The sequence below is a fragment of the Halorubrum depositum genome (assembly GCF_007671725.1).
GTDB classification, from domain to species: Archaea; Halobacteriota; Halobacteria; order Halobacteriales; family Haloferacaceae; genus Halorubrum; species Halorubrum depositum.
In genome coordinates this window covers 1,347,894-1,372,965 of sequence record NZ_VCNM01000002.1, presented here as the reverse complement: position 1 = coordinate 1,372,965, position 25,072 = coordinate 1,347,894, and the positions used below count along the sequence as shown (strand labels likewise).

The 25,072-nt window shown below is 69.6% G+C and carries 24 protein-coding genes; 7 read left to right on the top strand and 17 right to left on the bottom strand.

Translation table 11 applies throughout. The annotated features are described in order from the left end of the window. Positions 1 to 24: 24 nt before the first annotated feature. The gene (locus tag FGM06_RS14315) at positions 25 to 657 is read right to left on the bottom strand and encodes a helix-turn-helix domain-containing protein (RefSeq protein WP_241662579.1); all 633 of its coding nucleotides are present in this window, start codon (positions 655 to 657) and stop codon (positions 25 to 27) included. Positions 658 to 843: 186 nt separating this feature from the next. On the opposite strand from FGM06_RS14315, the gene FGM06_RS14310 reads away from it, so the two are divergent. The 3 genes from FGM06_RS14310 to FGM06_RS14300 all read left to right on the top strand — a co-directional run bounded on the left by FGM06_RS14310 (position 844) and on the right by FGM06_RS14300 (position 2,125). Further along, positions 844 to 1,485, top strand: coding sequence for a helix-turn-helix domain-containing protein (locus FGM06_RS14310; RefSeq protein WP_144799902.1), 642 nt, complete (start codon positions 844 to 846; stop codon positions 1,483 to 1,485). A gap of 113 nt (positions 1,486 to 1,598) precedes the next feature. After that, complete coding sequence (locus tag FGM06_RS14305) at positions 1,599 to 1,943, top strand: HalOD1 output domain-containing protein (protein WP_321167645.1); 345 nt, start codon at positions 1,599 to 1,601, stop codon at positions 1,941 to 1,943. Beyond that, a complete protein-coding gene (locus FGM06_RS14300; protein WP_144799900.1) occupies positions 1,940 to 2,125 on the top strand; it encodes a hypothetical protein in 186 nt (61 codons plus the stop codon). Before FGM06_RS14305 ends, FGM06_RS14300 begins: the two co-directional genes overlap by 4 nt. Positions 2,126 to 2,160: 35 nt before the next feature. On the opposite strand, the gene sufD is transcribed toward FGM06_RS14300, so the two are convergent. The 4 genes from sufD to FGM06_RS14280 form a co-directional block, all read right to left on the bottom strand. Further along, positions 2,161 to 3,375, bottom strand: a complete 1,215-nt coding sequence (gene sufD / locus FGM06_RS14295) for a Fe-S cluster assembly protein SufD (protein WP_144799899.1) — start codon at positions 3,373 to 3,375, stop codon at positions 2,161 to 2,163. A 1-nt stretch (position 3,376) separates the two neighbouring features. Then, positions 3,377 to 4,807, bottom strand: coding sequence for a Fe-S cluster assembly protein SufB (gene sufB / locus FGM06_RS14290; protein ID WP_144799898.1), 1,431 nt, complete (start codon positions 4,805 to 4,807; stop codon positions 3,377 to 3,379). Positions 4,808 to 4,859: 52 nt separating this feature from the next. Continuing rightward, positions 4,860 to 5,780 carry an ABC transporter ATP-binding protein gene (locus tag FGM06_RS14285; protein WP_144799897.1) on the bottom strand — a complete coding sequence of 307 codons (921 nt, stop codon included), beginning with the start codon at positions 5,778 to 5,780 and terminating at the stop codon, positions 4,860 to 4,862. A 133-nt stretch (positions 5,781 to 5,913) separates the two neighbouring features. Further along, on the bottom strand, positions 5,914 to 9,936 hold the full coding sequence (locus FGM06_RS14280) for a DNA polymerase domain-containing protein (protein ID WP_144799896.1): 4,023 nt from the start codon (positions 9,934 to 9,936) through the stop codon (positions 5,914 to 5,916). A 102-nt stretch (positions 9,937 to 10,038) separates the two neighbouring features. On the opposite strand from FGM06_RS14280, the gene FGM06_RS16130 reads away from it, so the two are divergent. From FGM06_RS16130 to FGM06_RS14270, 3 genes are read left to right on the top strand one after another with little or no spacing between them, the layout of a single operon-like run. Then, positions 10,039 to 10,212 (top strand): DUF7331 family protein, encoded by a 174-nt coding sequence (locus FGM06_RS16130; RefSeq protein ID WP_186311030.1) that lies wholly within the window; start codon positions 10,039 to 10,041, stop codon positions 10,210 to 10,212. Between the two features lie 52 nt (positions 10,213 to 10,264). Continuing rightward, positions 10,265 to 10,717 (top strand): DUF7322 domain-containing protein, encoded by a 453-nt coding sequence (locus FGM06_RS14275; protein ID WP_144799895.1) that lies wholly within the window; start codon positions 10,265 to 10,267, stop codon positions 10,715 to 10,717. Positions 10,718 to 10,743: 26 nt separating this feature from the next. After that, the gene (locus FGM06_RS14270) at positions 10,744 to 11,214 is read left to right on the top strand and encodes a DUF7346 family protein (RefSeq protein WP_144799894.1); all 471 of its coding nucleotides are present in this window, start codon (positions 10,744 to 10,746) and stop codon (positions 11,212 to 11,214) included. Positions 11,215 to 11,227: 13 nt separating this feature from the next. On the opposite strand, the gene rad50 is transcribed toward FGM06_RS14270, so the two are convergent. From rad50 to FGM06_RS14250, 4 genes are all read right to left on the bottom strand, one after another. Then, complete coding sequence (gene rad50 / locus FGM06_RS14265; protein WP_144799893.1) at positions 11,228 to 13,915, bottom strand: DNA double-strand break repair ATPase Rad50; 2,688 nt, start codon at positions 13,913 to 13,915, stop codon at positions 11,228 to 11,230. Beyond that, positions 13,912 to 15,198: a DNA double-strand break repair protein Mre11 gene (mre11, locus tag FGM06_RS14260; protein ID WP_144799892.1), complete on the bottom strand. Its 1,287-nt coding sequence runs from the start codon at positions 15,196 to 15,198 to the stop codon at positions 13,912 to 13,914. Before mre11 ends, rad50 begins: the two co-directional genes overlap by 4 nt. A 95-nt stretch (positions 15,199 to 15,293) precedes the next feature. Beyond that, on the bottom strand, positions 15,294 to 15,572 hold the full coding sequence (locus FGM06_RS14255) for a hypothetical protein (RefSeq protein ID WP_144799891.1): 279 nt from the start codon (positions 15,570 to 15,572) through the stop codon (positions 15,294 to 15,296). A gap of 99 nt (positions 15,573 to 15,671) precedes the next feature. Then, the gene (locus FGM06_RS14250; protein WP_144799890.1) at positions 15,672 to 15,935 is read right to left on the bottom strand and encodes a MarR family transcriptional regulator; all 264 of its coding nucleotides are present in this window, start codon (positions 15,933 to 15,935) and stop codon (positions 15,672 to 15,674) included. A 140-nt stretch (positions 15,936 to 16,075) separates the two neighbouring features. On the opposite strand from FGM06_RS14250, the gene pan1 reads away from it, so the two are divergent. After that, positions 16,076 to 17,290, top strand: a complete 1,215-nt coding sequence (gene pan1, locus FGM06_RS14245; RefSeq protein ID WP_144799889.1) for a proteasome-activating nucleotidase Pan1 — start codon at positions 16,076 to 16,078, stop codon at positions 17,288 to 17,290. A 27-nt stretch (positions 17,291 to 17,317) separates the two neighbouring features. Here the strand turns inward: pan1 and FGM06_RS16385 are convergent, their stop codons facing one another. The 8 genes from FGM06_RS16385 to FGM06_RS14210 all read right to left on the bottom strand — a co-directional run bounded on the left by FGM06_RS16385 (position 17,318) and on the right by FGM06_RS14210 (position 25,057). Continuing rightward, on the bottom strand, positions 17,318 to 17,449 hold the full coding sequence (locus FGM06_RS16385) for a hypothetical protein (RefSeq protein WP_277752408.1): 132 nt from the start codon (positions 17,447 to 17,449) through the stop codon (positions 17,318 to 17,320). A gap of 73 nt (positions 17,450 to 17,522) precedes the next feature. Further along, entirely contained in the window at positions 17,523 to 18,698 is a 1,176-nt protein-coding gene (locus tag FGM06_RS14240) for a DHH family phosphoesterase (RefSeq protein WP_144799888.1), read from the bottom strand. Between the two features lie 79 nt (positions 18,699 to 18,777). Next, a complete protein-coding gene (locus FGM06_RS14235; RefSeq protein WP_144799887.1) occupies positions 18,778 to 19,698 on the bottom strand; it encodes an NAD-dependent epimerase/dehydratase family protein in 921 nt (306 codons plus the stop codon). Beyond that, positions 19,695 to 20,183 carry a DUF5791 family protein gene (locus FGM06_RS14230; RefSeq protein ID WP_144799886.1) on the bottom strand — a complete coding sequence of 163 codons (489 nt, stop codon included), beginning with the start codon at positions 20,181 to 20,183 and terminating at the stop codon, positions 19,695 to 19,697. Before FGM06_RS14230 ends, FGM06_RS14235 begins: the two co-directional genes overlap by 4 nt. Positions 20,184 to 20,225: 42 nt before the next feature. After that, positions 20,226 to 23,471 (bottom strand): DUF7286 family protein, encoded by a 3,246-nt coding sequence (locus FGM06_RS14225; protein WP_144799885.1) that lies wholly within the window; start codon positions 23,469 to 23,471, stop codon positions 20,226 to 20,228. Next, positions 23,465 to 24,151: a DUF7284 family protein gene (locus tag FGM06_RS14220; RefSeq protein ID WP_144799884.1), complete on the bottom strand. Its 687-nt coding sequence runs from the start codon at positions 24,149 to 24,151 to the stop codon at positions 23,465 to 23,467. The genes FGM06_RS14225 and FGM06_RS14220 overlap by 7 nt, the downstream gene beginning before the upstream one ends. Further along, the gene (locus FGM06_RS14215) at positions 24,148 to 24,588 is read right to left on the bottom strand and encodes a DUF7285 family protein (RefSeq protein WP_144799883.1); all 441 of its coding nucleotides are present in this window, start codon (positions 24,586 to 24,588) and stop codon (positions 24,148 to 24,150) included. Before FGM06_RS14215 ends, FGM06_RS14220 begins: the two co-directional genes overlap by 4 nt. Further along, positions 24,569 to 25,057 (bottom strand): DUF7283 family protein, encoded by a 489-nt coding sequence (locus FGM06_RS14210; RefSeq protein ID WP_144799882.1) that lies wholly within the window; start codon positions 25,055 to 25,057, stop codon positions 24,569 to 24,571. The genes FGM06_RS14215 and FGM06_RS14210 overlap by 20 nt, the downstream gene beginning before the upstream one ends. Positions 25,058 to 25,072: the final 15 nt, after the last annotated feature.

Here is a 25,072-nt window from a genome sequence, read left to right as displayed (position 1 = left end):
GCGGGGCGACGAGGGCGGTGAGATTCAGCGCTCGGCGTCGCCGACCGGGAGCGTGTACGTGACGAGCGCCGCGATGGCGCGCCGGAGCCGCTCGGTGACGGCCTGGTCGGAGATGCCCAGCTCGTCGGCGAGCTCCTTCGTCGTACACCCTCGCGGGATGTCGTAGTATCCCGTCCGGACCGCGAGCGTGAGCGCCTCGAACTGCGGTTCGGTGACCCCGTACCACGGCTGGACGTCCGGTTCCGAGGGGTTGTACACGCGCGTCACCGCCAGCTCGATGCCGGCCTCCTCGCAGTCGGTCGAGAACGCGCTGAGCGCCTCGTGGCTCGGGAACCGGACTTCGAACGTCCACGTCGCCGGAGTCCCGACGCCGTCCAGGATCTGGCCCCCGTTCGCCCGCACCGCGCCGATGAGGTCGTCCCGGTTCGCGTCCCAGTCGAGCGTGAACAGCGTGCGGTCCTCGAACACGTCGACCGCGGTGGCCCCGTCGACGGTCGGGTGCCGTTGGACCCCGTCCACGAACGAGTCGCGCGAGGCGTTGTGGATCCAGAACAGCGGAACGGTGGTCCCTCCGAGGGGGACGAGCGTCTCGAGTTCGACGGTGGAGTTCCCCTCGACCGCGAGTATCCGTCCGAGTTCGAAGTCCCCGGACGACACCCGGAACTCACGATCACACTCATTAATCGATTCCGACTAAGTAGTTCTCGATCCCCGTATAAAGAAGACGGCCATGGTATACCATGTTTGTGCTGGGCGTGGCGTTTCAACCCCCGTTCCGTCAGGCGGTCGGCTGCTTGGCACACCATACTCGCGGGTTATCTCCGTTCGGACCGATCGGCCCGTATGGCCACGGTCATGCAGTTCACGAGCCCGGCGGACGAGTTCCCGCTGGGGACGGTGTTCGAGAACCTACCGGCGGTGACGGTGGAGTTGGAGCGACTCATTCCGGACGAGTCGTTCATCATCCCGTACTTCTGGGTGCGCGGTGCACGCGCGTCAGACATCGAAGCCGCCTTCGACGCGCATCGGGGCGTCGTGAGCATCGAGCTCATCGACGACGTCGACGGCGAGTATCTCATGCGCGCGGAGTGGAACGACGACTACTACGGCGTTCTGAACGCCCTCGCGCACGCCAACATCGTCGTGCTCTCGGGTATCGGCACCAAGGAAGGGTGGCAGTTCGAGGTCCGCGGGGAGAGCCGCGACCGGATCGGCGAGTTCCGAACGGACTGCCAGGCTCACGACATCCCGATCGAGATAACCGCCGTACACTCGCTGTTACCGGTGCAGGGAGCCGGGTACGAGCTCACGGACACGCAGCGAGAGGCGCTGGTGTTGGCGTACGAGATGGGGCACTTCGACTCGCCGCGAACGGCGTCGCTGGAGGAGGTCGCGGCGGAGCTCGGGATCTCGCAACAGTCGCTGTCTTCCCGACTCAGACGCGGCCATCGCCGACTGATCGCGAAGACGCTGATCACGCCGTGACGCGTCGCCGCTCGCTTCGGGATCGGGCGACGCCGAGAATCGCCCGTTCTCTATAAATACCTTCTGTACTATCAGTAGTACAGTTGAACCGACGCAGACTGTTACACCGTTATATGTCCATCAGAGGCCCCGGAATCATTCTCGAGTCGTTCGTTTTTCGTCCGGGGTCAGAGACGTATCTGGCACGGTACGACCGGATGAAGACATCGGCCAGTATGGCGGTCATCGCGACCCTCGCAGAGATTTTGGACGTCGATCCGACCGAGATGGACCCGCTGTTTCAATCGATCGACGTCGAGTCGCTCGACGCGCTCTTCAGGGGTTCGACCGACGGCGACGTTCGCGTCACCTCCACGGTCGCGGGACGCGAGGTCACCGTCACCGACGACGCGGTGATCGCGAATCGCACGCTCGACGACGACGGCAGCACCGGGAGCGAGGGGCTCCCGTCCGCGTGAGCTCCGAGGACGAGGCGCCGTCGGACGAGGCGGGGTTCCGCACCGAACTGCAGGCGCTGCTTCGCCGCGCGCACCGGACGGGCGTCGACGTCGAAGGCGGGTGGGAGTGCCGAAACGGCGCGGAACACCCCGACTGGGACGTCGTCGTCGCCGAGGTCGAGAAGCCGGGCGGCTCCGAGTAACGGGATCTATCTCGGCGAAAAAGCGGCGACTCCGCCTACCGGAGCCGCTGGAGGACGAGCTCCTGAACGTCGTCGCGGAACTCGTCGACCGCGATCTCCTCTAACACGGGGACGAAGAAGCCCTCGACGAGCATGTTCCGCGCCGTGCGGGAGTCGATCGAGCGGCTCTCGAGGTAGAACAGGTCCTCGGCGTCGACCTGCCCGACCGTCGCGGAGTGCGACGCCTCGGTGTCGTGGTTGTGGATGATCAGCTTCGGCGACGCGTCGGCCTCGGCGTCGTCCGACAGCATCAGCGTGTTCTCGCGCTGGTAGCTGGACGTGTTCCACGCGTCCTCGCCGACGTCCTGGACGCCCTCGTAGACGGAGCGGGCCACGTCGTCGAGCACGCCGCGCGTGACCAGGTCGGCCGTCGTGTGCTCGGCCTGGTGCCAGACGCGAGCGTTCAGGTCGAAGTGCTGGTCGTCGGTGCCGAAGAACGTCCCGACGATCTGGCTCTCGGAGCCGTCGCCGTTCAGCTCGGTCTCGACGTCGGAGCGGGTGAGCTTCGAGCCGAAGTTGCTCTCGATCCAGTCGACCGTCGCGTACGCGTCCGTCTCGCCGCGCTTCAGCGAGTAGGTGTACGAGTCGTCGTCGAGATTCTGGAGCGAGCCGAACTGGACGTTCGAGTTCTCGCCCGCGGCGATCTCGACGAGGTTCGAGAAGTACCGGTCGCCGTCGACCTCGCTGTCACCGCTCTCGATCGATTCGAGGATCGTCACCGACGACGACTCCTCGGCGACGACGAGCGTCTGGCTGAACAGCGAGCGGGAGTTCATCTCCGCGCGCACCGTCACGTCCTCGACGTCGACGCCCTCGGGGACGTAGACGAACGTGCCGGTGGTAAAGAGCGCGACCGAAAGCGCCGTGAGGTAGTTGTGCTCGGGATCGAGCACCGAGCCGAAGTTCGCCTCGATGACGTCGCCGTACTCGTCGAACGCCTCGGTGAAGGGGAGGACGACGACCTCGTCGTCGCCGGCCGCCCGCTCCGTGGCGTCGGACTGGTTCAGCGGGTCGACGAGCGACTCGAAGTCGAGCGACTCCAGGTCGGTCCAGCGGCGCCCGGGCGTCTGGATGACGTCGGGCAGGTCGGCCGTCTCCAGCGCGGCGAGCGCGTTCAGGCGGGTCTCGAGGAGCCACTCGGGCTCGTCGCGTTCGTCGGCGATGCGTCGTACCGTGTCCTCCGAGAGGCTCTCGATTGCTTTCGTGCTCATGTTATCCGAGCGAGCCCTCCATCTCGAGCTCGACGAGCCGGTTGAGCTCGACGGCGTACTCGATAGGCAGCTCCTCCGTGATGGGCTCGATGAAGCCCGAAACGATCATCTGCTTGGCGTCGTCGTCGTCGAGGCCGCGCGACTGCAGGTAGAAGATGTCCTCGTCGCCGATCTTCCCGACGGTCGCCTCGTGGGCGACGTCGACCTTCGACTCGTTGATCTCCATGTACGGCATCGTGTCCGACGTCGACTCGTTGTCGAACATCAGCGCGTCGCACTCCACGGCTGTCGAGGAGTTCTCGGCGCCGTCCGCGATGTGGACGAGGCCGCGGTAGTTGGTGCGGCCGCCGTCCTTCGCGATCGACTTCGACTCGACGGTCGACTTGGTGTCCGGCGCGTTGTGGTACACCTTCGCGCCGGTGTCGATGTCCTGGCCCTCGCCCGCGAAGGCGATGGTGATGTGGTTGTCGGAGGCGCCGCGCCCCTTCAGGATCGTCGAGGGGTACAGCATCGTCGCCTTCGACCCCATCGACCCCGAGATCCACTCCATGCGCCCTCCCTTCTCGGCGATGGCGCGCTTCGTGTTCAGATTGTACGTGTTCTTCGACCAGTTCTGCACCGTGGAGTACTGGACGTGCGCGTCCTCCCCGACGAACACCTCGACGCCGCCGGAGTGGAGGTTGAACGCCGAGTACTTCGGCGCGGAACAGCCCTCGATGTAGTGGACCTCCGACCCCTCCTCGGCGATGATGAGCGTGTGCTCGAACTGGCCCATCCCCTCGGAGTTCATCCGGAAGTACGCCTGCACCGGCATGTCGACGGTGGTGTTCTCCGGCACGTAGACGAACGAGCCGCCGGACCAGATGGCGCCGTGGAGCGCCGCGAACTTGTTGTCGCTCGGCGGGACGCACTTCGTCATGAAGTGCTCGCGGACGATCTCCTCGTGCTCCTGGACGGCCTCGTCCATGTTACAGAAGATGACGCCCTTCTCCTCCCAGCGCTCCTGCATGTTCTGGTAGACGACCTCCGACTCGTACTGCGCGCCGACGCCGGAGAGCGCGTTTTTCTCGGCCTCCGGGATGCCCAGCTTGTCGAAGGTGTCTTTGATCTCGTCCGGGAGCTCCGTCCAGTCGTCCACGCCGGCTCGGACGTCGACGTCCGGCCGGATGTACGGGATGATCTCGTCGACGTCGACCTCGCTCAGGTCCGGCTGTCCGGGCCAGTCGGTCGGCATCGGCATCTCCTGGAACTGCTCGAGCGCGCGCAGGCGCCGCTCCAGCATCCACTCCGGTTCGTCCTTGTCCTCCGAGATGACGCGGACCGTCTCCTCGGTGAGGCCCTTCTCGGTCTGGAAGGCGGACTTCTCCTCCTTCTTGAACTCGAAGCGGGCCTCGGTGTCTGTCTCTTTGAGGTCGTCTTGTTGTGAACTCATGATAATGTCTTACGTGCTCCCCCGTTTATTCCTGTTGCGTGACCATTTGTGGTTACGCCGTCTCGAACGCGTCCTCGCGGACCCAGTCGTACCCCTTGTCCTCGAGCTTCTCGGCGAGCTCCGCGCCGCCGCTCTTGACGACCTGTCCGTCTAACATTACGTGGACGTGGTCGGGCTCGACGTAGTCGAGGATCCGCTGGTAGTGGGTGATCTGGAGGACGCCCGTGCCCTGCTCGTCGCGGAGCGCGTTGATGCCCTCGGAGACGTCCTGGAGCCGGTCGATGTCGAGCCCGGAGTCGATCTCGTCGAGCACGGCGATCGCGGGCTCTAACATCGCGGCCTGCAGGACCTCGTTCTGCTTCTTCTCGCCGCCGGAGAAGCCGGCGTTGAGGTAGCGCTGCATGAACTTCTCGTCCATGTCGAGCAGCTCCATCTTCTCCGAGAGGATCTGCTGGAACTCGGCGACGCCGATCTCGCCGTCGTCGGCGGGGCCCTCCATCGGGGAGGTCTCGTACCCGTCGTCGTCCTCGTCGGCGTCGGCCTCCTCGCCCTCCTCGTCCTCGAACAGCTCCTCGCGCTCGTCCGCCTTCGCGTTGAGCGCCTGCCGGAGGAAGTTCGTCATGGTGACGCCCTCGATCTCCGCCGGGTACTGGAAGCCGAGGAAGATGCCGAGCGCGGCGCGCTCGTTCGGCTCCAGCTCCAGCAGCTTCCAGTGGTAGTCCTCGTCGTCGAGGTCGTCGTCGAGGTCGGCGACGTCCTCCTCGTCGAGGTGGAGCAGGACCTCGCCGTCGGTGACCTCGTACGCCGGGTGGCCGGCGATGACCTTCGCGAGCGTCGACTTCCCGGAGCCGTTCGGCCCCATCAGCGCGTGGATGTCGCCGGACTCGACGGTCAGATCGACCCCGCGAAGGATGCGTTCGCCGCCCTCTTCCGCCACTCGTGCGTGAAGATCGTTGATTTCGAGAGTAGCCATGTGTATTCTCGTGCCTCGTACGTTGACGGTGGTGGTTGAGGGGGTTAATGGTTACGACTTTCCCTGCCAAAACTCTCGAATTCAGTAAGAATTTTTCCAACGATCGAAAACTCCTTTCCCCGAAACGATTCGCCTACATGAACGAGCCGAGTCCGGTCTGTTCCTGGCCGGTTTTGACCTCCTCCCAGGACATGCCGAGCGCCTCGATGACGCGCTCGATGGGCCCTTTCAGCGTCTTGTCCAGCATCTTCTCCCAGTCGACCTCGAACTCGTCGGGGACCTGGTCGGCGTACTCGAAGCAGATCACGTCGGGGTCGCGCTTGAACTCCCCGTACAGGTGGTCCCGCTGCGGGTCGAGTCCCTTCTCCTCTTCCATCCGCTGCCAGAAGTCGGGGTGGACCTTCTCGATGTAGAGCCGCTTCGGCTTCGACCCGCTGCCGAAGTTGGTCCCGAGCATGCGGTTCGCGTACTTCGCGCCCCGGACCTGCGCGGTCGGGGTGTCGTAGGCGTCCAGCTTCTTGCCGATCCCGCCCGGAATCCCGATCTCGTCGAGGTCGACGTCGCCGTCGAGCACGCGCGCGATGACGTCGACGAGGTACGCCTTCACCTCCTCCATGTCCTGGTCGATGTCGTCGCCCGTCACGATCGTCTCGATGACGTTCTGCTGGACCTCCTTCGTAATCTGTGCGATGTCGGAGCGCTTGTACTCGAAGCCGGTGATGTCGATGTCGTCGACGTCTTTCCCCTCCTTCCAGATGATGTGGCCGGCGTATCGCTTCTTCTTGCCCGCCTGGAAGAACCGCCGGTAGAGCTTCTCGAACTCGATCTGGAAACGGTGGAACTCGGCGTTGAGCTCGTCGCGCGCGAAGTCGTCGTAGCGCTCGTTGATGTGGTCCTCTATCTCGAAGGAGGTCTCGATTGCCTCTTCTTTCGACATGTCAGACAGAGACAACATCACTGAATCGGTGTCACCATAAGATACCTGATAATTAAGCTCTTCTGCTGCCTCCTCCGTGAAGTCGATAACTTCCCGACCGGTCGCTGTGACGGCTGCGGCGCCCTCCTTGTCGTACAAGCGGAACCGATCCCATCCCGTCACGCCATATAACGACTGCCCGACAAATTGGAACTTCCCGTTCCGTCCCGCGAGGAGCGTGTGGTTGTCCTCGACGGTCACGCAGTAGACGCCGTCTTCGGCCTCGCTCCGCGATCCGCTCCGATGCATCCGCAGCGTGTTCTTCGCGTCTTCCGTCACGTAGATCCGCCAGCTCCCGCTGTCACGGTTGTAGCTCGCAGTCAAGCCGAGGTGTGTGCACAGTCGGAGCACGTCGTCTCGTAACTCCTCGCTCGACGTCGTGTACCGCCACGATTCCGACTGTCGATCCCCGTCGCCGTCGATCAGCGTTTCCAAGAAGCGGCGCTTCTGTGTCCGGATCGCATCGAACACGATGTCCGGAATCCGTTTCTCGAAACTGTCGCCGCCGCAGATCTCTCGGAGCAGATCTCCGAGGAGCTCCGACGTGAACTGGTAGCTGCGGTCGTCGACGTAGTAGTCCAACCCCATCCCGTCGAGCAGTTCGCCGATGCTCGCGTGGTGGCCGCCCCCGTCGGCGATGGCGTTCTGTGCGATCTTCACCGTCGTCGCGGAGCCCCGGTGATTCTCACCGAAGGTCTTCTCCTCTGAGGTGTACACGTTTCCTTCGGTGACGTACCACGCGAGCAGATTGAGGAAATCGTCGCCGTCGTAGGTCCGCGGGATCCACTTCCGGCCGGACTCGCGGTGAACGAAACTCGTCTCGCACACCGACTCGACGTACTCGCGGTGTTCCTCGAACTCCTCTGCCGTGAACACGTAGCCGGTCTGGCCGACGTCCGCTTTCGGGACACGCCGCGGCGTCCAGCCCAGCTCGGCGGTGAACGTGTGGCCGTGGACGCTTGGTCGGACCCACACCTCGTACTCGCCGTCGACGAGTTCGGTCAGATCGACCTCGTCGATCCGTTCGCCGTCCGGTCCCTCCCAATCGTGTGGCAGTTCGTAGTTTGTCGCCCGGTCGAGGTCGCCCGCCTCCACGAAACCGTACCCGTCTTCGGTGATACCGTTCGTCTTGTTCTTTCGGACGAGCATCCGGTGGTTCGGCGTCACGCGAAAGTCGATCTTCGAGGTCTCGACGTCAACGAGTTCGCCCCGATAATCAGGGTACGCGTGGGTCTCCTCGACGGTCTTGATTTCCATTTCCTCGGTGTCCGGATCGAGGGAGTACACTTCGTCGCCGACATCGAGGTCCGTGATCGACCGCACGCCGTCGGGGGTCACGACCTCGGTATCCGGCGTGAAGCAGTTCATAATCACCTTGACAGCTCCCTGCTGTCGGTCGTACTGCTCGTACGGCTCGGTGCCGGGGTCGTGGTCGTTCCGGAGCGCCTTCTTCTCCTCGCGCTCGGAGAGGAGCTCGTCGACCATCTCGCGCATGATCCCGTCCGGCTCCTTCTGGAAGTGCGTCCCGTTGGGCGCGACGTACGTCTCGCCGTCGTACGCCGCGGGGTCGACCTTCGTCTCCGGGCCCGCGTTGATCGTCACCATGCACATCGGGTAGAGGCTCTTTAAGTCTTGGACCGTCACCATCTCCTTGACGCCGGTGATCGGGTCGAAGACGGCGCCGCCCTCGAAATCCTCCGACTCCTGTTGGCCCTTCGTGGGGAGCGCGAACTTCCCGAACGCCTTGTGGAGGACGTACATGTCGACCGTGTCGCCGGGGGTCGGCGCGTCCTCGATCTTGCAGCCGACGAAGGTGCGCACCTCGTCCCAGAAGGCGATCACGTCCTGTTTTCGGTCGATCTCGACGCAGAGCTCCACGTCGCGGATGCTGTACTCCAAGAGGCGCTCGGGGTCCTGCTCCCAGAGGTCGCCGATGTCGCCCGTGTACCGCTCCTTGCCGACGCCGAGCTCGCGCTCGCCCACGGCGTCGAGGCGGTACGACTCCAGCTCCGTGAACATCGTCCGCTTGTACGCGTACAGCAGGTCGAAGACGACGCGGCCCTTGATGTCGGGGCCGCCCCAGCCGGAGCGCCACACCTCGCCGATCCGGGAGAGGCGATCGACGGAGAGGTCGTACTGGCTCCCGTCGTCGAGCACCTCCATCCGATCGAGGACGTACGGCGCGTCGAAGTCCTCGAAGTTCCACCCCGTCAGGAGGTCGGGGTCGGTGTCGTCGATGTAGTCGACGAACGCGTCGAGCATCGCGGCCTCCTCCTCGAACGTGCGGACCCTGAAATCGAGCTCCCCGCCGTCGTCGACGATCCCCTCGTAGTCGGGGAGGTCCTCGGGCGGCGGGATCTCGGCCTCGGGGGCGTCGTACAGCCAGACGACGTACTCGTCGTCGTAGGAGTCGTGGCTCGTGAGACAGATGATCGGCTCCTCGCCGTCCTCGGGGAAGCCGCGCCGGTCGTCGACCTCGATGTCGAAGGTGTTCACGCGGAGGTCGGCGTCGACCTCGGCCGGCTCCAGCTGTCCCTCGTGGACCTGCATCGTCCCGGAGCCGTCGTCGAGCCGGCGCTCCTCGACCCGCATCCCGCCGTTGATCCCGTTGTCGATCAGGAAGCGGTTCGGGAAGAGGATGTCCGCCTCGAAGCTGGTCTCGAAGTCGTCGCGGATGTTCCCGACGTCGCGCGGCGTGCGAGTGACGATCCGGGTGAGCGGCTCGCCGCGGATGCTCTCGTACGGCTCGCCGTCCGGGCCCTCCTCGCGCGTCCCGATCACGACGTCGTACGCCTCGACGGGGTCGCGGTCGAGGTCGGCGGTGGGGACGTAGAAGTACGGCTCGACGCCGAGCACGCGGACGTGCTCACGGACGTCGTCCTCGCCGTCGACGCTCTCCGCCGGGCGCCGGCCGAAGACGTGGACGACGGGGTACTCGTCGCTCCCGTACCCCTCCACGGCGTAGTCGATCTGGGTGATCATCAGCTCGACGGTCCCGGTCGACTCCGGGAACTTCGCCTCGTCGACGTCGACGACGTCGCTGACGCGGCCTCGCCCGCCGCCGGCGACGACGGCCGCCTCCCGCGCGGCGAGGTCCTCTCGTTCGGTTTCCGTGCCGCCGTCCTCGCCGTCGTCCGCGTCACCGGTCGACGGGAAGTCCGACAGCCCCGACTGAGTCATACACGTCCTTCGGCGGCACCCGGCTAAAAAACTCGGCTTTCGGGTGCGGCGAGGAGTCCCGCCACGGAAAGGCATTTAATGTGTGATGACTTACCACGGTCCATGTCTTCGGACCCACGTTCGGAACCCGCGGTGGCTCGCCCGGCCGGTCGCGACGCGGTCGACGCCGAGGTCGAGGTGTACGAGGACGACGGGAACGTGGTGTTGTTCGACGCCGCGAACCCCCTGGCGTGGGTCGAGGCGAGCCGAACGGTTCGGCTCGCAGACGCGCTCTGAGGCGGCGCGATCGGACGGAACTCCTTTGCCCCGTCCCCGCGTACGGTCGGTCGTGTTCAGCCTCGACGAGGACGACGAGGGAGAGGTCTCCTTCGGCGAGAGCTCCGACGCCGAGCGGGAGATGACGCCGGACATCCCGAAGGCGCCCTCGGTGAAGACGTTCGACGACGGCGGCGACTTCGAGGGCGCGAGCGACGTCGACTCCGACACGCTCCGCGCGTTCGTCGCCGCCGTGATCTACGCGAACGCGGCGGTGCTCCTCGTCGCGCTCGGCCCGATGGTGTGGTACTTCGAGGGGTGGTCGCGGGTCGGGCCGGTCCTCCTCGCCGCCGGGCTCCTCGCCGGCGTTCGGACCTACCAGACGTACCGCGCCTGGGAGCGCTCGCGGGACGAGTCCGACGCCGACGAGGCGACCGCAGACGATCCCGACGGCGACACCGACGGCGACACCGACGGCGACGGTGACACCGACGGCGACGACCGGGACGCACCCCCGGAAACGTAATACCTCGCGGCCGCGCTCTTTCACCCATGCAGACGGTCCGCGACGCCGACGGCGACACGTACCTCCTCGTGAAGCGCTCGGCGGAGTCGAGCCGAGTCCGCGACCCGGCCACGGGCGCGGAGCGCTACGTCGACAACGACGAGCTCCGCGTCGTCGACGGCGAGTCGCCGCTCGCGACCGCGGCCTCCGGGATCCCCGCGTCGGTCCGCAAAGCGATGCGCGCGGTCCACGACGACCGATCTCTCGGCCTGCTCGCCGTTGTCGTCGACGAGGGGCCGCTCCCCGTGATCGAGCTGCTCGACGCGACCGACCTGTGCGAGTCCGACCTCCACGGAACGGTCACGGAGCTCCGCGCGGCCGGCCTGATCGACGAGGTCGACGTCGACGGCCGGCGGGGATACGTCGCGACGGACGACGCGAGCGAGGCGATCGCACTCCTGCGGGGCGGATCCGAGGCGGACGCTGCCGCGGGGCGCGACCGCGCCGAGGGCGGCTGAGGGACGGCCGCGATCAGTCGTCCGCGAGCGACGCGACGTCGAGCTCGGCGGCGTCCGCGCGGCGGGCCGTCGAGCGGTTCGAGCGCGGCTCCTTCTCGACGGTGACCAGCTCGTCGGCGGCGCCCACCAGCTCGTCGTCGTGGCTGACGATGAGGATCTGCTCGACGCCGAAGCCGCGCATCTCCTCGACGAGCCGGACGAGTCGGGAGACGTGCCCGGAATCGAGGAAGACGGTCGGCTCGTCGAGGATGAGCGGCGGGGTCGGCGCCGCGCCCTCGATCCCCTCCGAGAGCAGCCGGTAGATCGCGCATCGCAGCGAGAGGTTGAACAGGGCGCGCTCGCCGCCGGAGAGCTGCCCGGGGTCGAGCGCCTCGCCGTCTTTCTGGTAGACGGTGAGCGCGTACTCGCCGTCGAGCTCGATGTGCGAGTAGGCGTCGTTGCCGTACACCAGATCGAACGTCTCGTTGAGGGTGCGCTCTAACTCGGCGACGTTGCGCTGCCGGAGCTCCGCGCGGAGGTCGCCGTACATCGCCTCCAGCTCGCTCGTCTCCTCGTGGAGCCCCTCGAGCGCCTCGACGGTCGCGGCCAGCTCCTCGCGCTCCGAACGGAGGTTCTCCAGCTCCCGTATCTCGCCGTTGACGCCGCCGATCGCGTTCTCCAGCTCCGTCCGCCGTTCCGCGAGCCGGTCGAGCTCCCCGTCGACGCGCTCGAGGTACTCCTCGGCGTCCTCCTTCCGCTTTTTCGCCTCGTCGACCGCCGCCTCGTCGACCGCGGCCGCGAGCTCGTCGCGCCGCTCGCGCTTGTCGGCGAGGCGGTCGCGCCGCTCGTCGTTCAGCTCCTCGAGGGTCGCCCGCCTCTCGCGGCGGCGCTCGATCGCCGACTCCGCGTCGGCGACCGCCGCCGTCCGCTCCTCGACCGCGTCCACCGCCTCGCGGGCGTCGTCGACCTCGGCGAGCGCCTCCTCGAGCTCGGTCACCCGATCCGCGGCCGCCTCGGCCTCCTCGCGCTTCTCCGCGGCGACCTCTCGGGTCTCCTCGGCTTCTTCGCGCTTCTCGGCCGCGGCCTCCCGCTTCTCCGCCGCCGCCTCTCGCTTCCGCTCCGCTTCCTCCCGCTTCTCCTCGACCCGCTCCTCGAGCATCTCGACCGTCTCGTCGATCTCGTCGAGCCGGTCCGCGGCCTTCGCGAGCCCGTCCAGTCCCTCGATCCGCTCGTCGAGTTCCGTCTCGCGTTCGCGGGCCGCCTCGAGCGCGGACTCCAGCTCGTCGACGCGCTCGCGGTCCTCCTCGATCCCGGTCGCGTGCGGCGAGTCCTCGACGGGCTGGCCGCACTCGGGACACTTCCCGGCCGCGAGCAGCGCCTCGGCCTCGTCGACGCGCTCGCGGGCGTTCTTCAGCTCCGCGGACAGCTCCGCGATCCGCTCGCGGACCTCGCCGCGTCGCTCGCGACGCGCCTCGCGCTCGTCGGCGACCCCGTCGCGGTCGACGTCGGCGGTCGCGAACCGCTCGCGGAGCCCCTCGGCCTCTGCGCGGAGCTCCTCGATCGAGAACTCGCGCTCCTCGGCCTCCTCGGCGGCCGCGTCGGCCTCGTCGGCGAGGTCGTCGGCCTCGCCCTCCAGCTCCGCGGCGCGGTCGGCGAGGTCGTCGGCCTTCCCGGCGAGGTTCGTCGCCTGATTTCGGAACGCCTCGGCGCTCACCCGCTCCTCGTCGAGCGCCTCGCGGAGCTCCGCCTCGCGGTCGTCGAGCGCCTCGCGGCGGGCCGCGACGGCCTCTTCGTCGGCCGCATCGAGGCCGGCCTCGTCGAGCCGGTCGTCGATCGCGGCCTCGGTCTCGTCGATCCGCTCGCGGGCCTCCCGGATCGCGTCCCGGTGTTCGTCGCGCTCGCGCTCGGCCTCGCGGATCGCTTCCTCGATCTCGTCGATCTCCGCCTCGACCGCCTCCAGCTCCTCGCGCTTCTCCGCGTGGGTCGAGAGCGTCTCCGCGGCGGCCTCTCGCGTCTCCCTCGCCCGCTCGCGCTGGTCCTCGTAGCGGTCGATCTCGTCGGTGACCTCGGAGAGATCGCTCTCGAGCCCGTTGAGCCGCTCGTGGAGGTCGCGCTCCTCCTTCGCCGCGATCTGATCGTCGAGCTGGTCGAGCCGCCCGCGGCGGTTCTCCAGCACGTCCTCGACGCCGAGCCGGGCGTCCCCGGCGCGCTCGCGGTACTCCTCTAGCTTCCCGAGCTGGAGCAGGTCGTCGATGGTGTCCTGCCGCTCCCGCGGGGTGGCGTCGATCAGCTCGTTCACCTCGCCCTGTCGCACGTACGCGCAGCCGACGAACGCCTCGGCGTCCATCCGGAGCAGCTCGGTGACGAACTCGCGCACGGCCCGCGCGCCGTCGCGACTCGCGTCGGTCCCGTCGGTCGATTCGAGCGTGCACTGGTGGTCGATCCGGTCGTCGTACACCCGGAGCCGCCGCTCGATGCGATACGGCGTCCCGTCGTGGGTGAACCACAGCTCGACCTCCGTCTCCTCCTCGCCCTTCGTGACGACGTCGTCGAGGGTGCCGTCGAGCGCCTTCGACCCGTACAGCGCGAAGAAGCAGGCCTCCAGCAGCGACGACTTGCCGCTGCCGTTGAGCCCGTGGATGACCGTGACCCCCTTCGTCAGCCGGAGGTCGGCGTCGCCGTACGGCTTGAAGTTCGAGAGGCGGATTCGGTCGAAGTTCACAGGTAGTCCTCCATGGACACTTGGCCGTCGGTTGCGGTCTCGCCGTCCGTCTCGTCCGCGTCGCTCTCGCCGTGCTCTCCTCCGCCGCCGGCGTCGTCTGACTCGGCGTCGACACCTCCTTCGTCGTCGCTATCGGCGTCGTCGCTGCCTGCGTCGCCGCCCGCGAACGCGTCGAGGTCGTCGATCCGATCCTCGACCCGCCCCTTCACCGTCTCTCGGACGTTGCTGTCGGGGAGCGTGTCGGCGCGGACCGCCTCGTCGACGTCGCGGGCGGCCTCGGAGAGCGCCATCTCCTCGATCCGCTCCCGCACGGCGTCCTCGGGGTCGGCGAAGCTCACGTCGACCTCGGCGTCGGTCTCGACCTCGCGGCGGTCGGTGACCCGGGCGATGAGCGCCCCCTCCTCGGTCGCGAACTCCTCGATCGCGGCCGGGGTGACGGGGTCGCCGTCGCCGGTCACGCTCACGAGCACGACGGCGTCGTCGAGGTCGTGTTGGCGGACGCGCTCGCGGACCCGCGCCGCGCCCTCACCCTCGCGGAGGTCGACGTCAACGAAGACGAACGGGCGCGTGTCGAGCGCGCGCCGGCGGATCTCCACGCGGTCGTCGCCCCCGGCGGCGTCGGCGTCGAACGTCACGAGGTTGTAGCCGCGTCCCTCTCGCTCGCTCGCGCTCGCTCGCTCGGTGGATCCCGGGTAGGTGACCCACGTGTCCGCGACCTCGGCGACGTCGGGCGTGTGGTTGTCGCCGAGGAGCATCGCGTCGAACGCGACGTCGCTCTCCGCGAGCACTTCTTCGGTGTCCCAGTCGGCGTAGCCGAACGGCTCGAAGAGGCCGTGCGCGACGAGTGCCGCGTACTCCGCGTCGTGGTCCGCGAACGCGTAGTCGAGGTCGTCACGGCGGGAGACGGGGACGTGGTCGAGCCCGTAGAAGGCCGTGTCGCCGACGACCGTCGGCCCGTCGCCGAGCCGGGTCGCGAGCCCCAGCCGCTCGAACAGGTCCAGCCACTGGCCGCCCCGCGTCGACTCGTGGTTCCCGACGACCGCGAGGAAGGGGACCCCGGCGTCGTCGAGCCGACGGAGCACGGAGATCGTGCCCATCAGGTCGTCGAGCTCGGGCCGTCGGTCGTGAAAGAGGTCGCCCGCGTGGACCACCGCGTCGACGTCGCCGTCGACCGCGTCGTCGACCACGGCCGCGAAGGCGTCGAGGAAGTCCTGTCGTCGGACCGGCGAGTGGTACTGCGCGTACCCGATGTGGGTGTCGCCGGTGTGGATCACCCGCGTCATCTGCCCGGCTCTTGGCCGGTGTCGGGTTTAGGGGTTCCGGGGGCGGGGCGGAAGTGGTCGGCGGCCCGGGGAGCGGGCGGCGGTCCGACCACCGTTCACCGGTCCCCGCCGGCCGCCGCCTCTCGAAATTCCCGGTAGGCCGCGAGCGCGGCGCGACCGCGTTCGGCCGCGGTCTCGTTCCCGTCGCGCTCCGCGGCCGTGACCGCCTCCGACAGCCGGTCGAGCCCGACCGAGTCGACGAAGGCGGCGGCGCGACGCAGGTCGGTTCGCGCGGCCTCGGCCTCGTCGATCACGGCGACGTACGGCCGGGTCGCGGTGTCGGTGCGCGTCGCCAACGCGGTCAGCGCCCGTTTGACGGCGGCGGTCGAGACCATGGCGCCTCTGCGTCGGCATCGCCGATAAGGAGGGGGATCCCGGTCGGCGACGGTGACCGCTCCGGCCGTGACCGCTCCGGCCGCGTCCGCCTCCCCGACTCACACCGCGAGCGTGTACAGCCGCTTCCGGGCGTCGGTGAAGGAGAACCGCGAGTCGACCACGTCCTCCTCCTCCAGCCGCGAGAGCGCGTACCTGACGGTCCGGGGCGGTAGCAGCGTCTCCTCGGCGAGCTCGCTCTGCGTCAGCGTGTCGTTGTAGTCGAGGACCTTGGCCACGAGCTTCGCGCTCGGGGGCAGATCGCGGACGGCGTTCCAGCGGTCCGTGACGTCCTCGTCGGCGGTGACGGCGTCGGTGGTGCTCATGCGTACCTAGCCTTATCTCATGCCGTTAGATAATATTTACTATCCTGTTTAATTACCACTAGGAATTACTCCGTCGGTTCGTCTCGCTCTACTCTCCCCCACCCGAAACCTCTTACGCGCGAGACGCCTTATTACGGACAATGACTGACACCGTCGACGACGTCGAGATGCCCTACGAGGGGTCGGCGTCGAGACAGGAGAAGATCGAGTCCCTCCAGGAGGAGCTCGACGTGCTGGAGTCGCAGAACGAGGAGATGCGCGACAAGCTCCTCGACGCGAACGCGGAGAACAACAAGTACCAGCAGAAGCTCGAGCGGCTCACCCACGAGAACAAGAAGCTGAAGCAGTCCCCGCTGTTCGTGGCGACCGTCCAGGAGATCACGCCCGACGGGGCCGTGATCAAACAGCACGGCAACAACCAGGAGGCACTCACGGAGATCACCGCGGAGATGCGCGAGAAGCTCGACCCCGACGACCGGGTCGCGGTCAACAACTCCCTCTCGGTCGTGAAGAAGCTGGAGAAGGAGACGGACGTCCGCGCCCGCGTCATGCAGGTCGAACACTCCCCGGACGTCACCTACGCCGACATCGGCGGACTCGAAGACCAGATGCAGGAGGTCCGCGAGACCGTCGAGATGCCCCTCGAACACCCCGACATGTTCGAGGACGTCGGGATCACGCCGCCCAGCGGCGTCCTGCTGTACGGCCCGCCGGGCACGGGGAAGACGATGCTCGCGAAGGCCGTCGCCAACGAGACGGACGCGACGTTCATCAAGATGGCCGGCTCCGAGCTCGTCCACAAGTTCATCGGCGAGGGCGCGAAGCTCGTCCGCGACCTGTTCGAGGTCGCCCGCGAGAACCAGCCCGCCGTCCTCTTCATCGACGAGATCGACGCGATCGCCTCGAAGCGGACGGACTCGAAGACGTCGGGCGACGCCGAGGTCCAGCGGACGATGATGCAGCTGCTCTCCGAGATGGACGGCTTCGACGAGCGCGGCGAGGTCCGCATCATCGCCGCGACGAACCGCTTCGACATGCTCGACCCCGCCATCCTCCGCCCGGGCCGGTTCGACCGCCTCATCGAGGTGCCCAAGCCGAACACCGACGGCCGCGAGATCATCTTCCAGATCCACACCCGGAAGATGAACCTCGCGAGCGACATCGACTTCGACGAGCTCGCCGAGATGACCCCCGACGCGTCCGGCGCCGACATCAAGGCCATCTGCACGGAGGCCGGGATGTTCGCCATCCGCGACGACCGCACCGAGGTCACGCTCGACGACTTCCTCGAGGCTCACGAGAAGCTCCAGCAGGACGACGAGAGCGGCGCCGACGACTCGCTCGCGTTCGCCTGATCCCGGTTACACTCCGGTTTTCCGCGCTTACAACGCCTGCACGACGAGGTACGGCACCGCGAACAGCAGGAGGAAGACCAGCCCGGTCGCGAGCGCGTAGCCGACGCCGACGCCCGCGAGCGCGCGCCAGCCGTCGTCGGTCGGGATATCGAGGTTCATACCGCCCACTCCGCGGCCCGACAATTAAAAACTGGCACCCGACGCCGCGCCTCTCCCCGCTCCCCGACGACGGTCACACGTCGCCGGCCATCGCTCGGAACAGCGCGTCGGCCAGCTCGTCCCGGTCGACCGCCTTCGGACCGTCCTCGCCCGTCGGGTCGATCCGCGGTGCGACGGTCCCGCCGCCCATCCGCGAGTGGCCGCCGCCGTCGCCGTTCTCGACGTCCGCGAGCACCGACTCGATCGCGTTGCCCATGTGGACCCGGTCGTCCCGGGAGCGTCCGGAGAGGTGGACCGTCCCGTCCCGCTCGCCGATCACCACGACAGCGCTGACCCCTTCGAGCTGGATCAGCTCGTCGGCCGCCTGCGGGATCGCGTCGACGTTGTTCACGCCGCCCACGTCGGCCACCGCGAACGAGCCCTCGACGCGGCGCCCGGCGATGGCGCGCGCCTTCACCTCCAACACCTCTGCGTCGACCGCGGGATTGGCGATGCGGTCGAGGCGGTCCTGATCGACGCCGGGGTAGACGTACGCGGCGGCCGCGAAGTCCGGCTCGCTCGCGCCGACGGTGAGGTGTTTCGTGTCGGAGAGGATCCCGTACAGCAGTCCGGTCGCGGTGTCCGTCGGGAGGGTGAGGTCGCTGTCGGTCTCGCTCGCGTGCTTGTCCGGCGGGACCGGGGTCGCGTCGTTCTCCTTGAAGTACTCGGCGACGACGGAGGCGGTCGCGCCGTAGTCGGTGCGGACGTCGGTGAACCGCTCTCCCGCGCCGTCGCCGGGGTGGTGGTCGACGACCGCGATCGGGAGCACGCCGTCCGCGCCGGCGAACCCCCGCGGTTCGTTGTGGTCGACCAGTACGACCGACTCAGCGGCGAGGTCGCTCACGTGTTCGATCGTCTCGAGCTCTAGGTCGAGCACCGTTCGGAACGCGCGGTTCTCCTGATGGCGGATCTGTCCGGGATACTGCACCGTCGCGTCGACGCCGACCTGCGAGGCGAGCGACGCGACGCCGAGGGCGGACGACATCGCGTCCGGGTCGGGGTTCGGGTGCATCAGCACCGTGATCTCGTCCTGGTCGGCCAGCAGTCGCCGGAACCGGACGCCGCTCGTCCAGCGGGCGCGGAACAGGAGGTATCCCCCGGTGACTGCGACGAGCGCGACGACGACCGCGACCGCCGTCAGCTCCGGGTTCTCTCGAGCGAGCGTCCCCGCCTGCGAGAGCCGCTCGTCTGTCGCGCTCAGGCTCCACATGTGTCCCCGAGACTCCCTCCCCCCACATGAAGGTTCGTTACTGTTCCGACCGACAGACGACGTCGGGCTCGGGGGTCGCTTACTCCTCGGCCGCGCGGAACGACCGCACCGCGTCGCGGTACCCCTCGCGGAACGTCGGGTAGGCGAACTCGTAGCCGAGCGCGCGCAGGCGGTCGTTCGAACAGCGCTTGCTCGTTCGGATCCGCCGTTCCGCGGCCGCGGAGAGGTCGCCGGCCGCGATCCGCTCGGCCTTCGACCGCTTCTCCGGCCGCGGCACGCCGCACTCGTCGGCGAGCCAGTCGGCGAACGCATGTTTGTCGACCGGCTCGTCGTCGACGACCACGACGGCCTCGCCGAGCGCGCGGTCCGCCTCGAGGAGGTACCGGATCGCCCCCGCGGCGTCGTCCCGGTGAACCATGTTGAGATACCCCGCCGTGACGGGCCCCTCGACGTACCGCTCCAGGCGATACCGGTCCGGTCCGTACAGCCCCGCGAACCGGGCGACGGTCCCGTCTATCCCGGCGTCGTCGCCCGCCTCGAGCGCGATCCGCTCCGCCTCGGCGAGGACTCGCGTCTTCTCCGTGGTCGGGTCGATCGGCGTCTCCTCGTCGACCCACGCGCCGTCGTGGTCGCCGTACACGCCCGTCGAGGAGGTGTAGACGAGCCTGTCCGGCGGCGACGGCCGCGCCGCGTACGCCTCGATCACGTTCCGGAGGCCGTCGACGTACACCTCGCGGGCCGCGTCGGCGCCGCGACCGCCCGAGCTGGCCGCGAAGACGACGGCGTCCGCGTCGGGGAGCGCGTCGATCGACGCCGGGTCGGTCGCGTCCGCGCGGGCCGCGTCCACCGTGCCGCCGCCGTCGATCTGTTCTCCGATCTCCTCGATGGCGTCGATCCCGGCGTCCGACCGCCGCACGCCCGTCACCACGTGTCCCCGCTCGGCGAGCTGCGCCGTCAATTCGAGGCCGACGTAGCCGCAGCCGACGACGACGACCCTCATCGCTTGCGGCGCTCGATGACCGCCATGACCTCCGCGAGCTGTTCCAGCGTCATCCCCGCGCGCCCCTCGAGGACCTGTTGGACCTCCTGTCCGGTGAGGTCCGCGTCGATCGCCGCCGCGATGGTGTCGACGTCGAGCACCGCCGTCGCCATCCCCATCAGCAGGTGGTCGCGCAGCTCCGCGACGAGCGCGTCGGCGTCGCGGTCGGCGGTCACCGCGACGATCGCCGCCGCGTCGGTCACGCCGAGATCCGCCGCGTCGCCCGCGGCGGCCGCCTCGACGGCCGGCTCGTCGACGCCGGTCTCGTCGACGACGCGCTCGCTCCCGGCCTCGGTCACCGACTCGCGCACCATCGCCTCGAACGCCGCGAGCAACGCGGCCGGGGTCACCTCGTCCCCGTCCGCGTCGGTGCTCTCGCCGGCGTCGGGGCTCCCGCCCGTACCGACACCGGACGCCGTCCCGCCCTCGACGACCTCGTGAAACATGGTCGCCCTCGGTCGGCGCCTCTCAAAACGGCTGCGGTCGACTCACGGAGTCGCGCACGCTTTTTCCCCTCGGTCCGAGGCCTCCGCCCCGCCCGGACAGGGCCACCCGGCCGAGCGCTCGTCACGGACTCCGTCGACGTCGCCGACTCCCGGCGGGCCGGCGGGCACCGCGACCGCGACGACGGTCCCCGTCTCGAATCGGACCGGCTCCGTCGAGCCGAGCCGAACGGTCTCTCTGTCGATCTCGATCGTCACGTCGCCCTCCTGTCGGACGTACTCGAACGGCTCGCCCGGCGTGCCGACGTCGGCGCGCAGCGCGAACCGCGGGTACTCCCCGCGGACCTGCACCCGCCAAGCGTTCACCGTCGTCACCCAGTAGCCGGGCACCGGCGCGACCGGGAGCCCCGCACCGACGCTCCGGGCGGGCTTCAGCGACCACTCCTCGCCGAGCTCCGCGGCTGCCCTCTCGCTCAGCTCCCTCGTCGCGGCCCCGCCGGCGCGCGCGGCTTCCTTCTCTATCGCCTTCTCCATGCGGTCCCTGGGCAGGAGCCGCGCGCCCTTCGTCGGCGGTTCGACGATCCGCGTCGGAACCCGAACGTCGTCTCGACCCGCCGCGTTCCGCGTCGCGACGCGGAGGTGCGCGGCCAGCGACGCCTCCGCCGCGGCCGAGAGCGAGCCGGCGGCCGCGGCCTCGGCGGCGACCCGCTCGGCGTACTCGCCCTCGCCGACCGCGGCCGCTCTGTCGCCGGCCGAGCCGTAGGACGCGGCGGCCTCGTCGACCGCGTCGCGCCGTTCCTCCCGCGACAGCGAGGTCCGGTCCCGCAGTACGCCCTCCAGTTGGCGGTCGACTTCGCGCAGCGAGCCGCCGACCCGTTCCGCGAGCGCGTCCCGGTCGTTGCGGAGCCCCGGATCCTCGTCCGCGGCCAGCGCCTCGTCGGCGAGGAGGAGCGCCCGCCCGGCGGTGCCGATCCGGACGGTGTCGCCGGCGCCGAGGATCCGGTCCACGATCCCGCTCGACAGCTCGCCGTACGGGACGGTGGCGTAGTTCACGTTGCGGACGGCGAGCGGCCGCGTCGAGCCGTCCTCCGCGGCGTCCACCCGTTCGCCCTCGACCGTCGTCCGCGGCAGGTACCCCGGAGACCCCCGCGGCGAGAAGGTCACCGCTCCCCCGGGGCCGTCGTCGGCGACCGTGTACGTGCCCGGATCCTTCGCGGCCTCGCGAGCGGCGATCGCCTCGCCGACGGAGGGGCCGCCGAACGCATCGTTCACGCCGTCGAGCACGCTGTCAGTCGCCGTCTCGCGATCGTCTGCGGCCGCCTCCAGCTCCTCGATGACGGCGTCGACGTAGGTCGCGCGGGCGGCGACCCGCGCCCGATCGGCCGCGCCGTCGTACGTCGCCGGCGCGTCGACGAGCGCCGCGCGTCGGTCGCGGACCGCATCGGCGAGGTCGGCGTACGGCTCCGCCTCGCCGACCGCCGCCGCCTCCATCGATGCGTCGGTCTCGAACTCCCGGACCTCGGCGGCGAGCGCCGCGACGTCCGCCGCCACGCGGTCCCGTCCGGCGTCCGACGGCGACCCGTGGACGACCGTCGAATCGCCGACGTCGCCGCCCTGAACCGCGTCGCGCGCGAGGCTGTCCACCCCGGTCGCCGTGTCGACCCCGAGCGCCGAGCGCGCGGCCGCCGGCGTCTCTCGCAGGTCCGGGACGCCGGTCGCGCTCGCCGCCCCGAACGTCGCAGCGGGCCGGTCCGGTGCGCCGCCTCTCGGCGCGTGCCGCCCCGTCACCGAGACGCGGACTCGGTAGCGGTCCGTCGCCTCGTCGCTCGTGGTCGTCCGATGAACGGTGCGGTCGACGACGCTCCCGTTCGGACCCCGCTCCACGACTTCCCGCTCCCACGTCGCCGTCGCGGTGCGTTCGACGGTCACCTCGCGGGTCGCGTCACCGAACGAGACCGGCTCCCCGGGGTCGACGGTACCCGCGGGGATTCCCCGCGGCACATCGCTTCCGGAGACGCCCTCCAGGCGCTCTGACCGCGACGCGTCGACGCGTTCCCACTCGCCGGCCGCCGCGCCGTCCGGAGAGGGAGGCGAGAGCCGCCCGCCGTCCGCGACCTGCGCCGTCGCGGTCGCCACGTCGGCCTCGACCCGGTACGCGCCCCCGATCACCTCGTCGAGGTCGTCGTGGACGCGAGTCGCGCCGACGTCCGCCGCGTGTCCGATCGGAACCGGCGTCTCCTCCTCCGTCCGGTTTCGTTTCACCTCGAACGCGTCGTCCTCGCTCGTCTCTCCGTTCGAGTCCCCTCCGGGGCCCGCTCGCGACGCGGCGGTACCGGTCGGCGTCGGTGCCCCGAGCACCGCGTCGGTCCACGAGGCTTCCTTGACCCCGGTGGGCGCGAGGAGGTCGCTCACCCCGGTGCGCGCCGTGGCCCGGGCGACTCCGCCGCGGGCGTCCGGATCGCTCGTCCCGAAGACGGCGCGCTGGGTCCTGACGAGCCCCGCGTTCGTCGACAGCTCCACGTGTCGGTTCGCGAGGACGTTCTCGACCGGCGCCCCGGCGTACTGCGCGTACCCCCTCGCCCACGTCATCGGATAGAGGCTCGCCGTGAGCTGTCGACCGAGACCCGGTCCCTCGACCGGCCCCCTGTCGAGCCGTTCTTCGAACCGCTCCGTCCGCTCGTGGGCGGCGAGCGTCGGGACGGCCACCACGACGGTCCTGTCCACGGTGCGGTTCACGACCGTTCGCCCGTTCCGGGTCGCGGTCGTCGCGACCCCCTCGAAGGTCACCCGGGTCGCGGTCCCGTTCGCCGCCGGCTCGACGCGGACGCGGTCGCGGGCCGACGCGAGGTCTTGCCGGTCCTCGACCGCCGGCAGCGACGCCGTCGCCCTCACCGAGCCGATCTCGGCGTCGACCGCGGAGAGCGCGTCGGCGCCGGCGACCGCGAGCCGGATCCGAAACGCGTCCGCGAAGGCCGATCCCTCGCGAACCGCTCCGGCCGCGGCGCCCGTCTCGGGCGCCCGTGTCACCGGTTCTCGCGCCGCGTCGTGCGCCGCGTCGCGCGCCGCGGCCCGCAGCGCGGCGGTGGCGTCGGCGTCGACGCGTTCGACGGCCCGCTCGACGCTCCGGTCCTCGCCGACGAGTCCTTGGTCCGCGATCCCCGCGGCGTACGCCGTGCTCGTCACGAGCAGCAGCACGCCGATCAGCGCGAACGGGACGCGCGCCCGCTCGTCGACCGTGAACCGCCGTCCGTCGCGAGCGGGCGCTCCGTCGCGGTTCGCCACGCTCACCACCTCCTCACGACGATCCGAATCGGACCCTCCGCCTCGGCGGGGTCCGGCGCCGGATGCGTGACCACCGCCGTCGCCACGTCGGCGTTCCGCGGCGGCTCGGGGCCGGCGGCGACCGTTTTCACCCGGTCCGTCGGTCGATCCGTTTCGGTTCGCGGCCCGGCGCTCCCGGTGCGCACGGTATCCAGACGGAGCGGTCGCGGCGCGTTTGGCCCGCCGGACACGGCCACCGCGCCGGCCCCTCGCCGCGTCGGTCGGCGACTCGGAACGCGTCGGTCGGACGTCGACCTCGACGGCCCGCGCTCCCGGTTCGCGGCCGCCGGAACCGTCGCGTCGATCCGCGTCCGACCGCCCAGTTCCGCGGCGACCGCCTCCGTCGCCCGCGACTCGAACGCGTCTCGGGCGACGTCTTCGCCGTCCCGCGAGGCGCGGTCGTCGTCGCTTCCGCGTCCTGCGACGAGCAGCGCGAGCAGTTCGGCGCGCGTCGCGTGCACCGTCCGGGTGTCGTTCGCCGCTCCCGGGGCGCGGTATCGGACCGTCACCGTCTCGGTCACCAGCCGATCGGCCGTCTCGTCGGCGGTCGGTCCGTTTGTCCCCGCATCCCCGCCGACGCCCCCGAGCGCGACGACGCTCGCGGACACGCAGAGAAGCAGGACCGTCACGTCGAGCACGGTGCTCGTCACCGGCGGACCACCACGCGAAGGGTCCCGCGGACGTTCCGCCCCGGGCCGACTCGCACGGTCACCGGCCGCTCGGCGACCGCGGTCGCATCGTCGCCCTCGACCGCCGCACCCTCCGGTGCGTTCGGTCCCGACTCGATCCGCCACGTCCTCCCGTCGGCGCTGGCCGTCACCGTCGTCGGATATCGGAACGCGTCGACGTCGCGGAGCCGGTCCGGTTCGACGACGCTGCCGACGGTCGCCGCCCGTTCGGCCCGGTCGAGGGATGTCTCGGCGCTCGGTCGGTCCCGATCGACCGCCGCGTCGTCGAGCGCGACGGCGTACAGTCCCAGCGCCGCTCCGACGGCCAGCACCGCGACGAGCGCGGCGAGCGGCTCGACCGCGGCGCGGTCCGCGGTCCCGCTCCGGGCGTCGGACGGCTCACCCGACGAGCGTGACATGTACCCCTCCGTAATGCACTCGCCGCACGGTGAGCCGCTCCGGCGCCGGTCGCCACCCGCGGTCGGCGTTCCGCGCGCGCTCCGCCGCCGCGGCCAGCCCGTCGGGGTCGTCGAACGCGGCGTCCGGCGGGACGCCGTCGAGCACCCGTCGGAGGCGGTCGTTATCCGTACCGCCCCGTACGCTGGGCGGGACCGGCGTTATCCGCGGCCCGTGGAGCGGCGCCCGGGCGCTTCCGCCGTCGCCGTCGAGCGAGATCGACCGAGGCGTGAGACGGAGTCGATCGGCCGCGAGTCCGTGTTCCGCCGTCGCGGGGTACTCCCCGTCGGCGACCGTCTCGATCGTGTGTGCGACACCGGCCGCGTCCGGCGGCGGCGACGCCGGGAGCGTCGCGGCGACGCCGGCCGTCGCGACGCTCACTGCGGCGAGGCCGAGCCACGCGTACGTCGCGTCGAGGTGAGTCTCGAACACGGAGCGGCTGGCCGC